Below are 16,761 nucleotides of genomic sequence, written 5' to 3'. Positions count from 1 at the left end.
TCCATCTTTTTGGTTGGATTCGTGTTTGGGAGGGCCTATGCCCAATCTTCCTCCAAGATGCCCGAACTCGTAAGTTTTCAAACTCCTAAAACACTCTATTTCTCGGGGGAGAAAATATGGTTTGATGCTACGGTTCTAATGGGAAACCAGCCAGCTGCCTCTCAAGTGCTTTATGCGGAGTTGGTGAATCGTAATTCGGTTTCGGTTGTGCACGTAAAAGTACCTCTTCGAGAAGGTAAGGCGATTAACTTTTTGAAACTGCCGGACCAGATTCCTTCTGACCATTATCTATTGAGAGTTTATAGTAGGATCAGCCCCTATTTGGATTGGAATAGCGGAATAGCACAGCAATTGGTTACGGTGATCAATCCCAGAATACCGCCAAGAGCTCCTCAGAATATTCCAAAAACCGAGTTGGTGGTTGAAAAATCTTTCAACAAAGGTTCTAAGATTGAATTTCCTTCGATGGTAACTGGGGAAAATGCCGTAGTTGCCTCTGGAATTTCGATTGCGAATCCGTTTCTTCCCGAGGAGCAAATGCAATGGATGTCAGAAGAGATTTATGAAGAACTTGTAAAAGATGATTTGTTGCCGGAGCTTTTTGGACATGTGGTCAAAGCTAAAGTTCCTCATTCAGATTCAACTTTGACCTATTTTCTTTCTGTACATGGAACACAAAGTGCACTTTATACTGACCATGCCAATGAGAATGGGTTTTTGATTTTCGATATCGGAGGACTAAGGCATTGGGATCGGTTGATTCTTCAGCTTGAAAATGGGCAGGAAATGCCTGGTCTTGAAGTGGTGCCTCCTGTGATCAAAACTGTCTTCAAGAAAGACTTTGCCTTTCCGGAGTTGGCCATCCAAGAGCGGGATTTAGAGTTCTTAAGCCGCCTGCTCAAAGCCTCTTTAATGCAAACCTATTATTTTGAAGACCTCAAACGTGACTCCTTGGAGGTGGTTACCGGATTTGTTGCAGATTATACGTACAATTTGGATGACTATACCCGGTTTGAAGATATTGAAACGGTCATCCGTGAATATGTGCCCACTGCTTCAGTTCGCACTAGGGAGAAGAGGAAGGAGTTTCGCCTGCTCAATGAGGCAAATAAAAGTGTTTTTGATGCCAATCCACTGATTTTGGTGGATGCAATGCCGGTTTTTGATTCCGATCTTTTGGCTTCGTTCAACCCCAAGTTTATTCAAAAGTTAGAAGTGCTCAACCGTGAGTTTTACCTCAATGACCGGACTTATCCCGGGGTGTTGAGCTTTTCCAGTTACTCGAATAATTTTGGCCTTTTCCCATTGGCCCCCTCGGCAAGGTTTTTTGATTATTCAGGTTTACAGCCTTGGATGATATTGGATAAGACACAATTTACTCAACCTTCGGATGGCATCCGGTTTCCAGATTGGCGGACAGTCCTTTTTTGGGGGAAGGGTGAAAATCAGACATACACAGTGACTCCTGACTTAGAAGGTGTATTTGTGTATTGGGAACGTGTCATGCAAGGGGGGAAACCGGTGATTAAGCGTACCTATTTTGAAGTGAATCCCTGATCAATCCAGCTTTTGGCCCAGATCATTTCGTAAAAATTCCTTTAGCAGGTTTTCATACCCTCCCCTATCCATTTGCTCTTGAACTATTCCTTTTTTTTCGGGGAATGTTTCCATATGCAAGGTTTGAGTTGGGAAGGCAAACCTGACTCCCAGCGCTTGGGCCAATTTGACGATTTGAATTAGGATTTCGTGTCGGGCATGTAGCTCTTCCTGAATAGTTGGTACTTCAAAAAAGATGTAAAACATCACATCTTGGCTATAGGTTGATAGGTTATTGAAATAGATGTGATACAGATCCTTCCGGGTTTTGGGATGGTTTTTGACGATCTCTCTAAGCCCCACCACAAATTGCTCAATCAAAGCAGGAGGTGTGAAGTAAGTGAGGGTGAGGGTCGTAGTAAACCTTCGGTATTGTCGAAGGCCATGATTGTCGACCACTGCATCTGCAATCTTTCCGTTTGGCACATACATCAAAGAATTTCGGAATGTTCGGATTCTTGTGGATCGGAACCCTACCTCTTCGACAGTACCGTCTATTTCTCCGGAAGTTACCCAGTCACCTACTTGGAAAGGTTTGTCGATAAAGATCATGATTGATCCGAAGAAATTTTTGATCGTGTCCTGAGCAGCGAGAGCTATCGCTACACCACCAATAGACAAGCCTGTCAAGAATGGGATGATGTCTAAATCTAGCCCGTCTTTGAGAATAAAAAGGGTTCCCACAATGATCACCAATGCTTTTAGTGTTTTGCGAAGCAATGGAACCAATTGGTCATCGAGGGTAGAGGCAGTCTTGGCTGCAAGACTTGCAAAATAGGCTGCGACGACATCTACAATTTTGTAGAAAATGATGGTAATCAAAAACGGCTTCAGCGTATTGAACACCAAAACTATCCAAGCCCATATCTCCACAGGAAGCTGTAGCACCCGAATCAATAGGGAGAGTAAAAGGACAATAAGGTAGAAGCTCGTGATTTTTGCAATGGGTAAAAGGTAGTTTTCACCGATATACCCATAGCCAAGTCTTTTTATCAGATAGAGTAGAACTTTATCTACCAGAAAAGTGAAAACCAAATGGGATAAAAAAGTGAGCAAAATAAGAATCATCATTCCGAAAATTTGCCAAAGCTGAAGTCCAAAATATTGATCGGTACCGATTTTTGGCAGCAAGTTCAGCAGTTGGTCTGTCCCAAAAGGGTAGGTTTCGGCATGGAGTTGGTTGATTTGACTTACTGAAAAGGAGGAAAACCTCCAAAGGCTTCCCCGTTTTTCAAGGTAAATTCCAGGTAGCCGGCTTTTGTCAAAATAATACTTGTGTTCAAGGTTTGCGGTGGAATCCACATAGTTTGGTTCGTTTGGAATCTCACTTGTTCGTATGATCACCCCTTTCCCTTCAAAGATTTGCTGCAGTTTGACAGCAAGATCTTCCGGGTCTCCCGAGACCCCTCTTCGGTCGAGTGTTCGGGCAGCTCTGCTCGGTTTAAAATTCCCGGGTTCTAGATTGATAAAAAAACTTAACGTGGTATGATAGGGGGAATTCAGGTTGACTCCCTCTGGAAGTGGTTTAGAGTCCTGTTCGTCAACAATCAGCTGGGCAAAAAGAGGTAAACAGGGGAGGAGAAGAAAAAGAAAAGCAAAAAGGTATTTTTTGAGCATGAGTTTCTTTAGCCGTTAGGCAGACAAAGTTAACTAATACCCAATGGGTAGCCAAGTAACTGGATTAGTCTGGAATGACGTATTCAAAAACCTTGCTTCCTGACCGTGTGCGAATAATCAATTGACTGAGACTTGGTCGATGGGTGATTTGAATTTCACCTTCGCTTTCCAGGGGAGTATTGGTGAGAAGATTTCCTGCCAAATCATATAAATATCCAAAGCCCTGTTCAGGGTCGGTCACGGCAAGAATTTTTCGATTGGAACCAAAGTCAAAATAGCCAAACCAAGCTTTCTCATCAGAGATGGGCAGCGAGATCAAAGTCTCCTCTTTGTCATTTAAAACAATGGTTTTGTTGAATTGACGGACGAGTATCAAAAAAGACTGTCTCAGTTGGTCGGAAATCAGATCAAATCGGTCGTCCCGGTTGTTTTTTACCAACTGATTTCGATAAAGAATTTCCCCTGAAAAAGAAGCACCGATTACTTCTCCATTTTGAGTCACAGCGGAGATAAAGGTAGAGTTTCCCTGTGTGATACGCAGTGGAGTAGTTATTGCGCCCCCTAAACTCAAAGGAGAGCCTGGCTGATGTTCTCCTCTACGGTTGAAAAAGAACACTTTTCCTGAATTTCCTTGGGCAACCATAAAGTCTCCTTTCCCTGGCACCCGTATATGAAACGGAGCTCCTAGGGTGGACTCACCAAGAGAAAGAGGGTTCCATCCTTCCAACTGTTTGCCCGTTTTATCCAAAAGCCAAAGGTTGCCTTTTTCAGTGGAGATAAAATATCGGTATTCCCGGCTTTGTTCATAGTCGACCAAGTTGAGTTGGGAAATTTTTTCACCGGGTATGGACAAGGGAAAGCCTGGAATAAAATTGCCCAATCGATCGATCGCATAGAGTCGATCTGAGGTCGCAAAAAGAATCTGGAGTTTCCCGTTTTTATAAAAGTCAATTTGGAAAACATCAGAAATGATTGGACCCGAAAGGGTTTGGCTGAAGACTTGTTCTCCAGCAGAATTGATCAGATAAAGGTGGTGGTTTAAATCCTGGAGGATAAGATCTTCGGAATTATCGTTGAAGTTTTTGACTGATTTAGGTCCGTAAACCAGAGCTTCCGGAAGCAAAAATTGCTTGCCAGCGATCAGTTCAAATGATTTTTTTTCGGCTTTTTCAGGGGATTTGTCTCCAAAGAAGTTGAGCGTTAAGCTCACTACAGGACCGGAGGATTGCTGATGGATAGCAAGTTTCAACCATTGAAAATGCTGGAATTCTGAAGCATATTTTTGTAGAAAGGTACTCCATGTTGGGTTGGAAGATTGAATCCATTTACCCCAGATTTTAGGGATAAAGAAGGTTTTACTAAATCCGGATGAAGGAGAGACTGCTTTTGAACCATTTTCCGGAGATTTTCTGCTCCAGGTATTTCCCTGAAAATAGTCATCAAGGACCATTTTCATCCCTGGGGCGTTGTTGGTCAGAATGAGGATATCACCGATTAGGCTGATATGGGTCTGTTCAAATCCGGTAAATTTCCCATTGAAAATATGCGCAGGGAATTCTTCTTCCGGGAAAAAGAGGATTTCATTTTCCCTGTAAAAATCTCCAGCCTGAATTTCTGTATTGCTTCTAAACTCTTTCAGGAAAGCCCAAGTTTGCTCCGGCTGAGTGGTTTGGATGAGTAAAGCAAGGTTTTTGAGCTGATTTCCCAAGGGTTCCAACTCCAAGAAATACATTTCTCCAGAAAAGTTGTCCAAAAATCCCCGATCAATCAGTCGGGATTGGATTTCGCCGCTGATAGTGGACTTGGAAACGAATCCGGGATTTTGAAGTTTTTGCGCTTCAAAAATTCCTCCCAAATTGATTTGTGTAATCGCTTGGGTGCGGTTGGAAATCAGTTTTTCAAATTCCGGAAATTGGGCTTTTACTGAGGGTAAAAAGTTCACTTCTTCTTCCCAAACAAGTGGTCCTTTGAAAACAAGTTGATTTTCCTCAAACGAAAGCTCCATGATGGCTATCTGCTCTGACAGATTGAATTCCTGAATGGAAAGAGATTCTCTGGACGAACTCACTCCGCTAAGCAGCTTTCCTATTCCTTTGGAAGTCAGGATAAGCCTTCCAAATTCGTAATCAGCCGACAGCTGATCTCCAAGTTTATCCGAAAGTCGGTTTGGATTGTCGCTTAAGAAGAAACGAATTGCTTCCTCGATGACAAAGGAAGAGGAAGAAATCAGCAACACATTGTTGAGCACGGTAATACTCCATTGTTTGGCATTGGATGCATCAACATATTCCAGAATTTCCTGGTCGCTGTATTTTCTTGATTGGAACTTGGCTTGAGATGGAACTTTTGATTTTAGCTCTTCGAGAAGTTCTGCAGGTGAGCTAGAACCAAAATTAATGGTGTAAAGCAGGCTGAAATTATCTACTCCAGTAGCGTGATAGCTCACTGTGACCTGTTTATTTCTTAAGGTTTTGGATATAAATCCGTTTCCTCCTGAAATACTGTCCAAGCTGGTTAGTTGGGAAGCTAAGGATTGGAATGCAGGAAACTTTGAAAAGACTCCCCAGGCAGGTTGATTAACAAACTCATTCCAAGTTTGATCAGCCCGTTCGGTTTCAAAAATGAAGACAGCGTCACTGGATATAAGTTCCAGACTGTTGATTTTTCTGGATAAAATAAACTTTTGGTATAGCTCATACCCTCCCCATCCCAAAAGGGAAAGCAGAAGAATGACCAAAAGACTTTTCCAGATTTTCACGGGGTAGTGGAGGTGATTCGAACTTGAGTATACAAAAAAAAGACCTAAGAAACTCCGGTCAATCCGGAAGAATCTTAGGTCAAGAATAGTTAGAATAACTGATTATTTACCCAAACGGTCCAGCACATTCATTACTTCCTTCACGTGACCTCTTGAGGTCTCCAATAGTGCTTTTTCTTCAGCATTCAAATCCAGTTCAATCACTTTTTCGATGCCGTTTTTACCCAAGATCACAGGAACTCCGAGGTAGCAGTCATCGATTCCGTATTCACCGTCCAGCTTGATACATACAGGGAACACTCTTCTCTGATTTTTCAAGATAGCTTCTACCATTTGTGCAGCTGCAGATCCTGGAGCATACCATGCAGAAGTACCCATTAATTTCACCAATTCCCCACCACCAAACTTAGTTCTTTCGATGATCGCATCCAATTTGTCTTTCTCTACCAGTTCGGTCACAGGAATACCGGCAACGGTAGTGTATCTTGGAAGCGGCACCATGGTATCACCATGTCCACCCATTAGGATAGCCTGAATTTCTTTTCCGGATACATTCAGTTCTTCTGCCAGAAATGCTCTGTATCTAGCGGTGTCCAGAATACCAGCCATACCCATTACTTTGGTTCTTGGCAATCCGGAAGTCAAATGAGCTTGGTAGGTCATTACGTCCAATGGATTGGAAACAACAATAATGATGGCGTTTGGAGAATATTTGATTACGTTTTCAGTCACTGACTTTACGATACCGGCATTGGTTTCGATCAGGTCGTCCCGGGTCATGCCGGGCTTTCTTGGAAGGCCTGAAGTGATGACTACCACGTCAGAATTGGCAGTTTTGCTGTAATCGTTGGTGCTGCCCACGGTACGGCTATCGTACTGATTAATGGGAGCCTTTTGCCAGATGTCAAGGGCTTTACCTTCAGCGATACCTTCCTTGATGTCAACCAATACGATTTCTTCTGCTACTTCGCGATAAGCTAAAACATCGGCACAGGTGGCACCTACGTTACCTGCACCAACTACGGTTACTTTGCTCATGTTTTTTATATTTTTTTATGTGAACTGCCTTAAAAAGCGGCGCTAAGTTAATAAGCAATGCTTACGAATAGAAACCTGCCATGGATTAGTTTGTTGCTCTTTTTTGGATTTTTGATAAGTGAATCCTTCAACCGGAGTAATGTATTATTCAAACATTTGCCGAAGGCTGAAAAATCCAAACGATTCTCGATAAGATCTAAAAAGACGCTGATTGTTTGTGTTGTAATATTCGGCCAATGAGGTCATCATTTTAGCCTTGATCTTTGGGTTGCTGTCAAAAATCTCCTGAATGGCAAAATGTGGAATAACTATCAAATCAGCCTCATCAGAAGTGACCAATGCAGTGTAGGTTCTTTTTGCATTTTCTAAGAGCGAATTTTCCCCAAAAGCCTCTCCTCTCTTGAGTTGCATGATGGTTTCAAAGTTTTCTCTGACATCAATTGTTAAATCTATTTGACCCCTTCGGATAAGATATAAAGCTTGGCTGGGATCCTTGCTGAAGAAAACCACCTCATCCCTGACGTATTTTCTTTCATGCATAGCCGGTAGAAACCTCGAAAGTTCCTTTTGTCTCAGCCTTTCAAAAAACTTAATACCTTGCATAAAATCAAACATTTGCAACTCGTGCGGTTCGAAGGTCTTTGAAAAAGGGTTTCGCATGGCTTAGCGTTTTTTGAAATGTAAAGTATGACGGGTAGCTGGAGTCAGTTTTGCCCAATCGGCAATTCTAATTCCAATTACCCAAGCAATTTTCCCACCTGAAACTAGGACTTTTACGTCTTGTTTTTTAGCCAAAGGCACTTTAAGGTCTATCAAAAAGTCGGAAATTTTTTTCTCTGTATTCATTCCAAGGGGTATGAATCGATCTCCATCTTTCCAAGTCCTTATCTCAAGAGGAAATTCCAGCTGGCTTAGGTCGAGTACGGCATTCTGGGGATTGGGATCAATATTTGATTTTTCAAAAGAACGGCGGATTTCATAGGATCCTTCAGGAAGGATAAGTTCATTTTCATGTTCCTGGAGGATATACCCTTGAAATGGTGATGGTTTGGGGCAGAGCATCATCTCTTTTCGATCAAACCAAAGCTGATAGCCATTTCCGTGAAATACTGAGCCTGACTGGATTTCACTCAGGCTTTCCCAAATGGTTAGTGCTTGTTCGGAATTGAAGCCGTAAGGTCTAAGCCAAAAATAAAGTAAGGAAGCCCCGCCCGGCAGATGTGAAATATCGGAATAAGCCAAATACTGAATTCCTTCTTCTTCCCTGATTTTTTCTGCTTTCCAAAAATCAAAAAGCCCGGAAAAAGCTTTTCCTGTATCTTTTAGTCGATTGAAGCTAGTCAGAAGGTTTTTTCTTGCATCAGTTTCTAGCTTAAAAATATGAGGTAAGCCATTGATTCTAAGGTTATTTCTCTTGTAGTCAGATTTTTGATTGGACAGATCCTCTCTCCATTCATGGCTATTGGTTTGCATGTAATCGGCAATTTCTTCTCTGGAGAAAGTAAGAAGAGGACGAATGAGCCAACCTTTCCTTTCGCTCATTCCGTATATTCCTTCGATGCCGGTTCCCCTTAGTAGATTAAGAAATATCGTTTCGATCTGATCGTCTTCGTGGTGTGCCAAGAGGATTCCATCGAGACCATATTTGGAGCGTATTTCTTCAAAAAATTGATATCGGATCTCTCTTGCAGCCATTTGCGTGGAGATCCCCAAGCGCTGAGCATAGACGATGGTCTCTGCGGTTTTCAAATGAAATTTGATCGCACGTTCTTCGGCCCAAGATTGCACAAACTGTTGGTCTGCATCGCTATCCTCACCTCGGAGATTGAAATTGACATGTGCGATTTCAAAAGAAATCTTTGCTGCCGAAAGCAAGTTGGCCAAAGCCATGCTATCGAGGCCTCCGCTACAGGCCAACAAGTAGACCTTGTTTGGGTCTAAGAGCTGACGTTTTCTTATGTGGGCAATAAAGGCTTCCTGCATTGACCAAAAATAGCTTTTTCTGCTAATTTTGCCGACGTCCAAAGAATTATGAACTTTCGTTTTTACACCTTCCTTCTCCTTTTTCTGGTTTCGCTTGTCGGGGGGACGGAAAGTTTTGCCCAGCAATCCTCCACTTTGGAAATTCTAAGTGCAGATTTGCTTCGTGGAGCTAAAGGATTTGACCGTCTCTTGGGAAGTGTAAAAATGAAGCATCAAAACTCCCTGATTTTTTGTGATTCAGCTCATTTTTTCAGAGATCAAAACCGAGCCCAACTTTTTGGAAGAGTACGTATTGAAGATGTCGAAGATCCCATCACGACCACCAGTTCTTATGCTGAATACGATGGGAACACCAAGGTCGCCAAGCTTAGAAACAAGGTGGTATTTACCAATCAAAAAACTAGCCTCTACACCGATTACCTTGACTACAATAGGGAAACCAACATTGCCAATTATTACAATAATGGAAAGGTAGTAGACTCAGTAAATGTGCTTACCAGCGAGACAGGGATTTATGAGATCAACTATGAGCGGATCAATTTCCAACAGAATGTGGTTTTGGTCAATCCGGATTACACACTCAAAACAAATGATCTGATTTACCTCACTATACCAAAAACGGCCCAAACTCAGGGGCTGACAAATATTTTGTCCAAAGAAGGATATACTCTTGATGCTCAAAAGGGAAGTTTCTACGATACCCAACAAAAGCAGTTTCGGTTCTTTGATGGGATTGTGGAAACAGAGGATAGTCGGGTAAAGGCTGAAGAATTATATTACGATGAGCAAAGAGGTTATTATGAAGGCATAAAGGATGTTCGTGTTCTGAATAAAGAAAGAAAACTGGAAGTTTTTGGGGATGTTGGCAAATACTGGGAGGAGAAAAAATACAGTGAGATTTATGGGAAGGCATTAGTACGAAGGTATTTTGAGGCCGATACCCTTTACTTGGCTGCAGACACCTTGATTTCTCATGATAATGAGGCGGATTCGGCGAAATACCTTCTCGCTTACCATTCGGTGAAAATGGTTAAATCAGATCTCTCGGGAAAAGCAGACTCTCTTTTTTACAACTATTCAGATTCTTCCATTCAACTTTTCAAAGATCCGGTAATGTGGAACCGAAAAAGTCAGATTTCTGCTGATAGTATGGTCTTTTTTATCGCAAATGAAAAGTTGGATCGTGTCTACATGAAGGACAAGGCTTTTGCGATCATGACAGACACTCTTTTAAATTTTAATCAGATGAAGGGGAGAAAGATGACGGGACATTTTAAGGAAGGACAAATCGAAAAGTTGAACATTGAAGGTAATGGAGAATCTCTATACTATGCCTTGGAGGCAGATACATTGACTCAGGGAGTAAATCGGATATTAAGTGCTACTATAGAGCTGACTTTTGTGGATGGTGCAATCCGCAAATCAAATTTTGGAATTCGCCCCGACGGGAAGTTTACTCCGGTGCAAAAGATCGACGAAAAGATAAGTAGGCTAGAAGGCTTCCAGTGGAGAATAGAGGAAAGGCCTGAGAAAAATGATATTGATGAATGGAGAAAAGTAATAGAAATTGACCCCGGTGCCAAAAATCTTTTCAATGATCCTGATGTAAAATTGACTCTGCCTACAGATGCGGAAATCCAGAATAACCTTACTAAAAAAGGTGTTCAAAACAGGTAATTTGTAGATTATTACCATCCTTTTGATTCAGAATTGAAGCAAACGAAATTTTTCAACAAAAATTTTATAAAGCTTAACAACAATTAACCCATTTTTTTTAGTTAAGCATATCCAATTGGGTAAATTTGTCCGTATATTAATTGTCTAGAAAACCAACATCTTAGGCTTATTGATCAAACTTTTACATGAAATCATTGCTTCTAAAATGGACGTTCCTTTTGCTGATTTTTCCTGTTTTTGCAGGGGCGCAGCAGGTACGTGTGTTAAGTGAAGTGGTGGATTTTTCTGGTCCTATAGGTGCCTCACAGCGGAAGACAATCATTCTTCAAAACGAGTCCAATCAGCAGAAGACTTATATTTTAAAAAATATCCGTGGAAATATAGGTTCTTCGCAAAAAATGAGGATCTGTTTTGGTGATCAATGCTTCGATCCCAAAAAAGAACTTGCTAAGATTTCGATCAAGCTGTCCCCTGGAGAGATATACACCGACTTTTATTTGGAATTTGAACTCGGTATAGCTGAGACTCGAGGTAGTTTTGATTTATTTTTCGTCAATGCGGAAAATATAAGGGAGAATTTTATCGTTGAAGCTAGGTACGAAGTCGAAAATGTAGTAAAAGCTGACTTTTCCTATAAAGATGTCAAGCTGAGCGAAATTTATCCTAATCCCAGCAACAGGATTGCGCAATTGGATTACGAACTCGTCAACCCAAAAGCAAAAGCTAAAATCACCATAAACAGTTTCATTGGAAATCCGATTGCTGAATATGAATTGGATCCGGACAGAAGCTCTTTGGTCATTAATGTTTCTGAATTCCAGCCTGGGGTTTATTTCTACACACTCATTGTAGATAATAAAAATGTGGTAACCAAGAAACTACAGGTCAAAAAGTAGTGCTCTCCCTGCCTCCTCAATCCATTTGAATACGAATTATTATCCCGTATATTTGCGGTCTTGAAAATGAATATGCGCTTTCTTTCTATTACATTATTCCTTCTTATTGCTCTGATTAGCTCCTGCGGGCCGTTTTCCAAGTTGGAAAAAAGCACCAACTGGGAGGAGCTCTACAACGGCGCTAACAAGTATTACCAAGAAGGCGAATACAACAAAGCCATTATTCTTTACGACAAGGTACTTCCCGTAATCAAAGGCTCTGAAAAGGCAGAAATGGCTGAATATAATTATGCAAACTGCCATTTCAAGACCAAAAGGTACATTGAGGCAGCCGGATATTTCAATAATTTCTACAGAACCTACAACCGAAGTCCATTGGCGGAGGAGGCTCTTTTCATGCACGCTTACTCGCTTTACCTTGATGCCCCGGATTATAATTTAGATCAGCAAAGTAGTAGAGAAGCCGTTTCTGCTATTCAGCAATTTGTGACCAGATTTCCAGCATCGGCTAGCTACGAGAGAGCGATGGAAATGCTCAAAGATCTAGAAGATAGGTTCGAGCAAAAGGCTTACAGCGAAGCTGAAATGTATTACAGACTTAAAGATGGCCTGTTCCCTGGGGACTTTTACAGAGCTTGTATCATCAATTTTCAAAATTTTGCAAAGGATTACCCAGAGAGTAAGCATAATGAGGAGTTAGCTTACAAGCTTGTGGAAGTAGCCTATTCTTACGCCAAGAACAGCAGTTTTGACAAGAAGGAAGAGCGTCTGAATGATGCCATTAAATTTGCAAATAACTTCTACAGAAAGTATCCCAACAGTGGATTCACTACAGAGGTAAAAAAGTATGAGAATCAAACCAAAGAAGAAATTGAGACTCATGCCAAACTCAAAAAGGAGTATGCAGACCGACTAGCTGCCCAATCAGCGGAAGTGACTACTCAAAAAGAAAACTAAAACAGAATCAATTTAAATCTAAAAATATGGCGGTCAATCCATCCATCATTACAAGAGACCTGGATAAAATAGCTGAGCAAACCGGCAACATCTACGAGTCTATTCATATTGTGGGACAACGTGCAAAGCAGATTTCCACCAATCTGAAGGAAGAGTTGAATAATAAGCTTTCTGAATTTGCTTCTACAGTAGACAATCTGGAAGAGGTGTTTGAAAACAAAGAGCAAATTGAGATCTCCAAGTTTTATGAAAGAATGCCGAAGCCATCTACCTTGGCAATGGAAGAATTTACTGAAGGGAAAGTTTACCACAGATTTCCAGATCAGGAAGTAACCGAGTAATTTTCCATGAACCTTTCGGGCAAACGGATCATACTTGGAGTCACTGGCAGTATTGCTGCCTACAAGTCGGCTCTTTTGACCCGATTGCTGATCAAATCCGGAGCAGAGGTGCAAGTTATCATGAGCGCCTCTGCTCTTGATTTTATAACCCCTCTGACTTTGGCTACCCTTTCCAAGCGGCCGGTTATGTCTGATTTTTCAAATAAAAATTCAGGTGAGTGGCATAATCATGTGGAGTTGGGGCTATGGGCAGATCTTTTCATTCTAGCTCCCCTCAGCGCCAATACGCTTTCTAAGTTTGCCAATGGGATTTGTGACAATCTCCTGACCGCTACTTATCTTTCTTCTAGATGCCCAGTAATGCTCGCCCCGGCCATGGACTTGGACATGTATCAGCATCCATCAGTGACATCAAACCTGGATAAAGTGGCATCATTTGGAAATATCATTTTGGATGCTGAATCTGGGGAGCTTGCCAGTGGACTGTCCGGACAGGGGAGAATGATGGAACCTGAGCATATCCTTGAGCATGTCTATCATTTTTTTAGTCCAAAGCTGGACTTCAAAGGCAAAAAAGTAATGGTCACCCTAGGGCCTACACAAGAAGCCTTGGATCCTGTTCGCTTCATCAGCAACCATTCGAGCGGTAAAATGGGTATGGCTATCGCAAAGGCGTTTCAGATCCAAGGAGCTGAGGTGTTTGTGGTTTCTGGACCGGTAAGTCTGGATTTGAAATCAGAGAATTTTCACCTGTATCCCGTTCATTCTGCCAGTGAAATGTACCAGGCAGCAAAATCCATTCATGGCCAAATGGATATCTGTGTTTTTGCAGCAGCAGTTGCCGATTATGCTCCAGCTGAAGTGGCGAAGGAAAAGATCAAGAAACAGGAATCAGAACTCACCCTTCATCTCAAAAAAAACGTGGATATCGCCTTGGAACTGGGGAAAGTCAAATCCCCCAATCAAATTCATGTCGGATTTGCCTTGGAAACCGAAAACGGCGAAGCCAACGCGCGGGGCAAGTTGGAAAAGAAAAACTTTGACCTCGTTGTACTTAACTCTGCAAAAGAAGAAGGTGCTGGATTTCGCCATGATACCAATAAAGTGAAGATTTTTCATCGAAATGGGAAAGAGGTTCAATCAGACCTCTTACCAAAATCTAGAATAGCTGAATTGATCCTACGAGAAGTCAAAAATGTACCCGTTTGGATTTGACCCGAAGATTTTTGTTAGTTTAATGGCATGAAGAGAGGCATCCTGTCATTTCTATTTTTATTAAGCTGTTCGGCGCTATTCGCTCAGGAACTCAATTTTACAGTCATCATCAACAGCGACCGATCCCGGTTTCAAAATACCGATGTCTTCAACCAAATGAAGACCAGTTTTGAGCAATTTCTTAATGGGAGGTCTTGGACAAATGACGAATTCAGACCAGAAGAGCGAATCAAGGGTAATCTGCTCATTACCATCAATGAAGTTCCTCAAGTGGGAGTCTACAGTGCTACTGTTCAGGTGCAGGTCGTTCGTCCGGTTTATGGGACAAATTATGAGTCTTTGATTTTAAATTTTGCGGATCGAAACTGGACTTTTGAGTATATCGAATCTCAACCACTGGAATTTAACCGGTTCACTTTTTTGAACAACATCAGTTCTTTGCTTGCCTTTTACGCACATATCGCATTGGGGATCGATTATGATACCTTCTCAAGTAGAGGGGGGAATCCGTATTTCGAAGTAGCCAATGATATAGTCAATAATGCGCAGCAGTCAGGCCGTCCCGGCTGGGTACAAAACCCCAGTGACCGGAGAAGCCGATATTGGTTGATCAATGATATATATGTGTCTACTGTCTATTCTCAGATTCGTGATGCGTATTACCTATATCACAGGCAGGGGATGGATATGATCCAGATAGATCCTGAAGTGGCTTACAAGAATATTTTAGAAGCCATCCGCCTAGTCAATGAGGCCAACAAATTACAGCCTAATGGGATTTTCACTATCAGTTTTGTAGATGCCAAAAGTGATGAGATCGCGCAAATTCTGAAAAGCGCGTCATTTGAGATCCGAGAGGAGGCAGTCAAGCTTCTGCTCGAGGTGGATCCAAATAATGCCAGAAAGTACAACGAGCTTCTCCGAAGCTAAGCCCAGTTTTTTTAGCTTTGTCCTAAAGCCAAACTAATCCATGCTTAAGTCTCTAAGTATTTCCAACTATGCCCTGATTGATCAGCTATTGATGCAGCCGAGCTCAAAGCTCAGCATGATTACCGGTGAAACAGGGGCAGGAAAGTCTATTATGCTCGGAGCGGTAGGACTTTTGTTAGGCAATCGGGCAGATACTAAAGTTTTGCTTCACGAAGACAAGAAATGTGTTGTGGAAGGGGTGTTTGAAATCCGGGAATATGGTCTTAAGTCTTATTTCGAGGAATTGGAGTTGGATTATGAGGAGACCTGCATTATTCGCAGGGAAATCAGTCCGGGAGGCAAATCGCGCTCTTTCATCAATGATACACCTGTCCTTTTGGATACCCTTAAAGTGCTTGGCTCTAAGCTTATGGATGTGCATTCCCAGCACGACACCTTATTGTTGGGTGAGGGAGCTTATCAGTTGAGTTTGGTGGATGCTTTTGCACACACCCAAAATGAGTTGTCGTCTTACCAGCAAGCTTTCAAAGCTTTTAGAAAAGCCAAAAAGAATTTTGAGGAATTAAAGTACAAGGCTCTGGAGCTTCAAAAAGAAGCTGACTTCAATCAGTTTCAGCTAGATGAGTTAAGTGCGCTATCCTTAGTGACCGGAGAGCAAGAGGAATTGGAATCCACCCAGGAAATTCTCGAAAATGCGGAAGAAATTAAGCTAAAGATCAATGAATTGCTGGCCGTTTTTCAGGATGAGCAATTTGGAGTGATTCACGGACTGAGTCAAATCCAGCAGGGCCTGCATGCTTTGGACCGCCTTGCACACAAATTCGGTAGTTACAGGGAGCGATTTCAAACTGTTTTTATTGAGCTGAAGGATATCGTTGAAAGCCTTTCTGATGAGGAGAGCAAAGTAGAGGTGGATTTTGGGAAACTGGAAGAAATTCGCGATCGACTCAGCAAAATTTACCAGTTGCAAAAGAAGCACGGAGTGCAAACCGTAGAGGAATTGATGGAGATCGAAAACCAATTGGCCGACAAAGTCTTCCAATATCAAAACCTGGATGAAAGTCTAGCCGATGCTGAAAAAGTTTTCAAAGACTCCGAGCGTTTCATGATGGAGTGTGGGGAAATTCTAAGCGATAAAAGAAAATCCTGTTTCTCTTCTTTTGAAAAGGCTTTACAGGAGTTGCTTGCCGGATTGGGGATGGAAAATGCCAAGATCAAAATGGACCTTCAATCCACTCCACCTTCTACCTCCGGCTTGGATGAGATCGAAATACTTTTTTCTGCCAATAAAGGAGGAATCCCTCAAGCCTTAAAGAAGGTGGCTTCCGGAGGGGAGTTTTCCCGATTGCTCTTTGCAATCAAATACCTGATGGCGGATAAAATAGCCCTTCCGACTTTGATTTTTGACGAGATCGACACAGGGATTTCCGGCGAAGTGGCATTACAGATGGTTCGAATGATGAAAGATATTTCCAAAAATCACCAGGTCATCTGCATCACTCACCTGCCTCAGGTAGCGGCAAAGGGAGAAGCTCACTATTTCGTTTATAAGGACAACTCCGCAGATAAAACCATCTCCAAAATCAAACTCCTCAATCAGGAGGAAAGAGTACAGGAATTGGCCAAAATGATCGCTGGAGCTAACCCCTCTGCCTCAGCTTTGGCAAGTGCTAGAGAGCTGTTGCAGAATTAAGGGCTGAACTCCTAAATTTTGTCTATTTTTACCCGAATTTTTGAAATCAATCAAATAGCT

The 16,761-nt window shown here is 42.0% G+C and carries 13 protein-coding genes; 8 read left to right on the top strand and 5 right to left on the bottom strand.

Translation table 11 applies throughout. From position 1 onward, the window contains the following. The first annotated feature begins 57 nt into the window (after window positions 1-57). Entirely contained in the window at window positions 58-1,557 is a 1,500-nt protein-coding gene (locus DDT91_RS09585; protein ID WP_187175953.1) for a hypothetical protein, read from the top strand. Here the strand turns inward: DDT91_RS09585 and DDT91_RS09580 are convergent, their stop codons facing one another. The 5 genes from DDT91_RS09580 to tilS all read right to left on the bottom strand — a co-directional run bounded on the left by DDT91_RS09580 (window position 1,558) and on the right by tilS (window position 8,992). After that, the gene (locus DDT91_RS09580; protein WP_187175952.1) at window positions 1,558-3,213 is read right to left on the bottom strand and encodes a mechanosensitive ion channel family protein; all 1,656 of its coding nucleotides are present in this window, start codon (window positions 3,211-3,213) and stop codon (window positions 1,558-1,560) included. It abuts the gene before it with no gap. A gap of 64 nt (window positions 3,214-3,277) precedes the next feature. Continuing rightward, complete coding sequence (locus DDT91_RS09575; RefSeq protein WP_187175951.1) at window positions 3,278-5,971, bottom strand: hypothetical protein; 2,694 nt, start codon at window positions 5,969-5,971, stop codon at window positions 3,278-3,280. A 102-nt stretch (window positions 5,972-6,073) separates the two neighbouring features. Next, window positions 6,074-7,009 (bottom strand): malate dehydrogenase, encoded by a 936-nt coding sequence (mdh, locus tag DDT91_RS09570; RefSeq protein WP_187175950.1) that lies wholly within the window; start codon window positions 7,007-7,009, stop codon window positions 6,074-6,076. A 144-nt stretch (window positions 7,010-7,153) separates the two neighbouring features. After that, window positions 7,154-7,669: a Crp/Fnr family transcriptional regulator gene (locus DDT91_RS09565; protein ID WP_187175949.1), complete on the bottom strand. Its 516-nt coding sequence runs from the start codon at window positions 7,667-7,669 to the stop codon at window positions 7,154-7,156. Between the two features lie 3 nt (window positions 7,670-7,672). Further along, window positions 7,673-8,992 (bottom strand): tRNA lysidine(34) synthetase TilS, encoded by a 1,320-nt coding sequence (gene tilS, locus DDT91_RS09560; protein WP_187175948.1) that lies wholly within the window; start codon window positions 8,990-8,992, stop codon window positions 7,673-7,675. Window positions 8,993-9,040: 48 nt separating this feature from the next. Between tilS and DDT91_RS09555 the strand changes: the two genes are divergently transcribed. From DDT91_RS09555 to recN, 7 genes are all read left to right on the top strand, one after another. After that, the gene (locus DDT91_RS09555) at window positions 9,041-10,669 is read left to right on the top strand and encodes an OstA-like protein (RefSeq protein WP_187175947.1); all 1,629 of its coding nucleotides are present in this window, start codon (window positions 9,041-9,043) and stop codon (window positions 10,667-10,669) included. Between the two features lie 185 nt (window positions 10,670-10,854). After that, window positions 10,855-11,565, top strand: coding sequence for a T9SS type A sorting domain-containing protein (locus tag DDT91_RS09550; RefSeq protein ID WP_187175946.1), 711 nt, complete (start codon window positions 10,855-10,857; stop codon window positions 11,563-11,565). 66 nt (window positions 11,566-11,631) lie between these two features. Further along, complete coding sequence (locus DDT91_RS09545; RefSeq protein WP_187175945.1) at window positions 11,632-12,522, top strand: outer membrane protein assembly factor BamD; 891 nt, start codon at window positions 11,632-11,634, stop codon at window positions 12,520-12,522. A gap of 26 nt (window positions 12,523-12,548) precedes the next feature. Then, window positions 12,549-12,863, top strand: a complete 315-nt coding sequence (locus tag DDT91_RS09540) for a DNA-directed RNA polymerase subunit omega (protein ID WP_187175944.1) — start codon at window positions 12,549-12,551, stop codon at window positions 12,861-12,863. A gap of 6 nt (window positions 12,864-12,869) precedes the next feature. After that, the gene (gene coaBC / locus DDT91_RS09535) at window positions 12,870-14,078 is read left to right on the top strand and encodes a bifunctional phosphopantothenoylcysteine decarboxylase/phosphopantothenate--cysteine ligase CoaBC (RefSeq protein ID WP_187175943.1); all 1,209 of its coding nucleotides are present in this window, start codon (window positions 12,870-12,872) and stop codon (window positions 14,076-14,078) included. Between the two features lie 27 nt (window positions 14,079-14,105). Further along, window positions 14,106-15,008 carry a DUF4835 family protein gene (locus DDT91_RS09530; protein WP_187175942.1) on the top strand — a complete coding sequence of 301 codons (903 nt, stop codon included), beginning with the start codon at window positions 14,106-14,108 and terminating at the stop codon, window positions 15,006-15,008. 40 nt (window positions 15,009-15,048) lie between these two features. After that, on the top strand, window positions 15,049-16,701 hold the full coding sequence (gene recN, locus DDT91_RS09525; protein WP_187175941.1) for a DNA repair protein RecN: 1,653 nt from the start codon (window positions 15,049-15,051) through the stop codon (window positions 16,699-16,701). Window positions 16,702-16,761 lie beyond the last annotated feature (60 nt).

Origin of the sequence: Algoriphagus sp. AK58 (genome assembly GCF_014324365.1) — a bacterium.
Classification (GTDB): domain Bacteria; phylum Bacteroidota; class Bacteroidia; order Cytophagales; family Cyclobacteriaceae; genus Algoriphagus.
This window is presented reverse-complemented; position numbering and strand designations above follow the sequence as displayed.

Coding starts and splice junctions, on each gene's coding strand:
- DDT91_RS09585 (WP_187175953.1), top strand. CDS start 58: ATGCCCGAACTCGTAAGTTTTCAAACTCCTAAAACACTCTATTTCTCG.
- DDT91_RS09580 (WP_187175952.1), bottom strand. CDS start 3,213: ATGCTCAAAAAATACCTTTTTGCTTTTCTTTTTCTTCTCCTCCCCTGT.
- mdh (WP_187175950.1), bottom strand. CDS start 7,009: ATGAGCAAAGTAACCGTAGTTGGTGCAGGTAACGTAGGTGCCACCTGT.
- DDT91_RS09565 (WP_187175949.1), bottom strand. CDS start 7,669: ATGCGAAACCCTTTTTCAAAGACCTTCGAACCGCACGAGTTGCAAATG.
- tilS (WP_187175948.1), bottom strand. CDS start 8,992: ATGCAGGAAGCCTTTATTGCCCACATAAGAAAACGTCAGCTCTTAGAC.
- DDT91_RS09555 (WP_187175947.1), top strand. CDS start 9,041: ATGAACTTTCGTTTTTACACCTTCCTTCTCCTTTTTCTGGTTTCGCTT.
- DDT91_RS09550 (WP_187175946.1), top strand. CDS start 10,855: ATGAAATCATTGCTTCTAAAATGGACGTTCCTTTTGCTGATTTTTCCT.
- DDT91_RS09545 (WP_187175945.1), top strand. CDS start 11,632: ATGAATATGCGCTTTCTTTCTATTACATTATTCCTTCTTATTGCTCTG.
- DDT91_RS09540 (WP_187175944.1), top strand. CDS start 12,549: ATGGCGGTCAATCCATCCATCATTACAAGAGACCTGGATAAAATAGCT.
- coaBC (WP_187175943.1), top strand. CDS start 12,870: ATGAACCTTTCGGGCAAACGGATCATACTTGGAGTCACTGGCAGTATT.
- DDT91_RS09530 (WP_187175942.1), top strand. CDS start 14,106: ATGAAGAGAGGCATCCTGTCATTTCTATTTTTATTAAGCTGTTCGGCG.
- recN (WP_187175941.1), top strand. CDS start 15,049: ATGCTTAAGTCTCTAAGTATTTCCAACTATGCCCTGATTGATCAGCTA.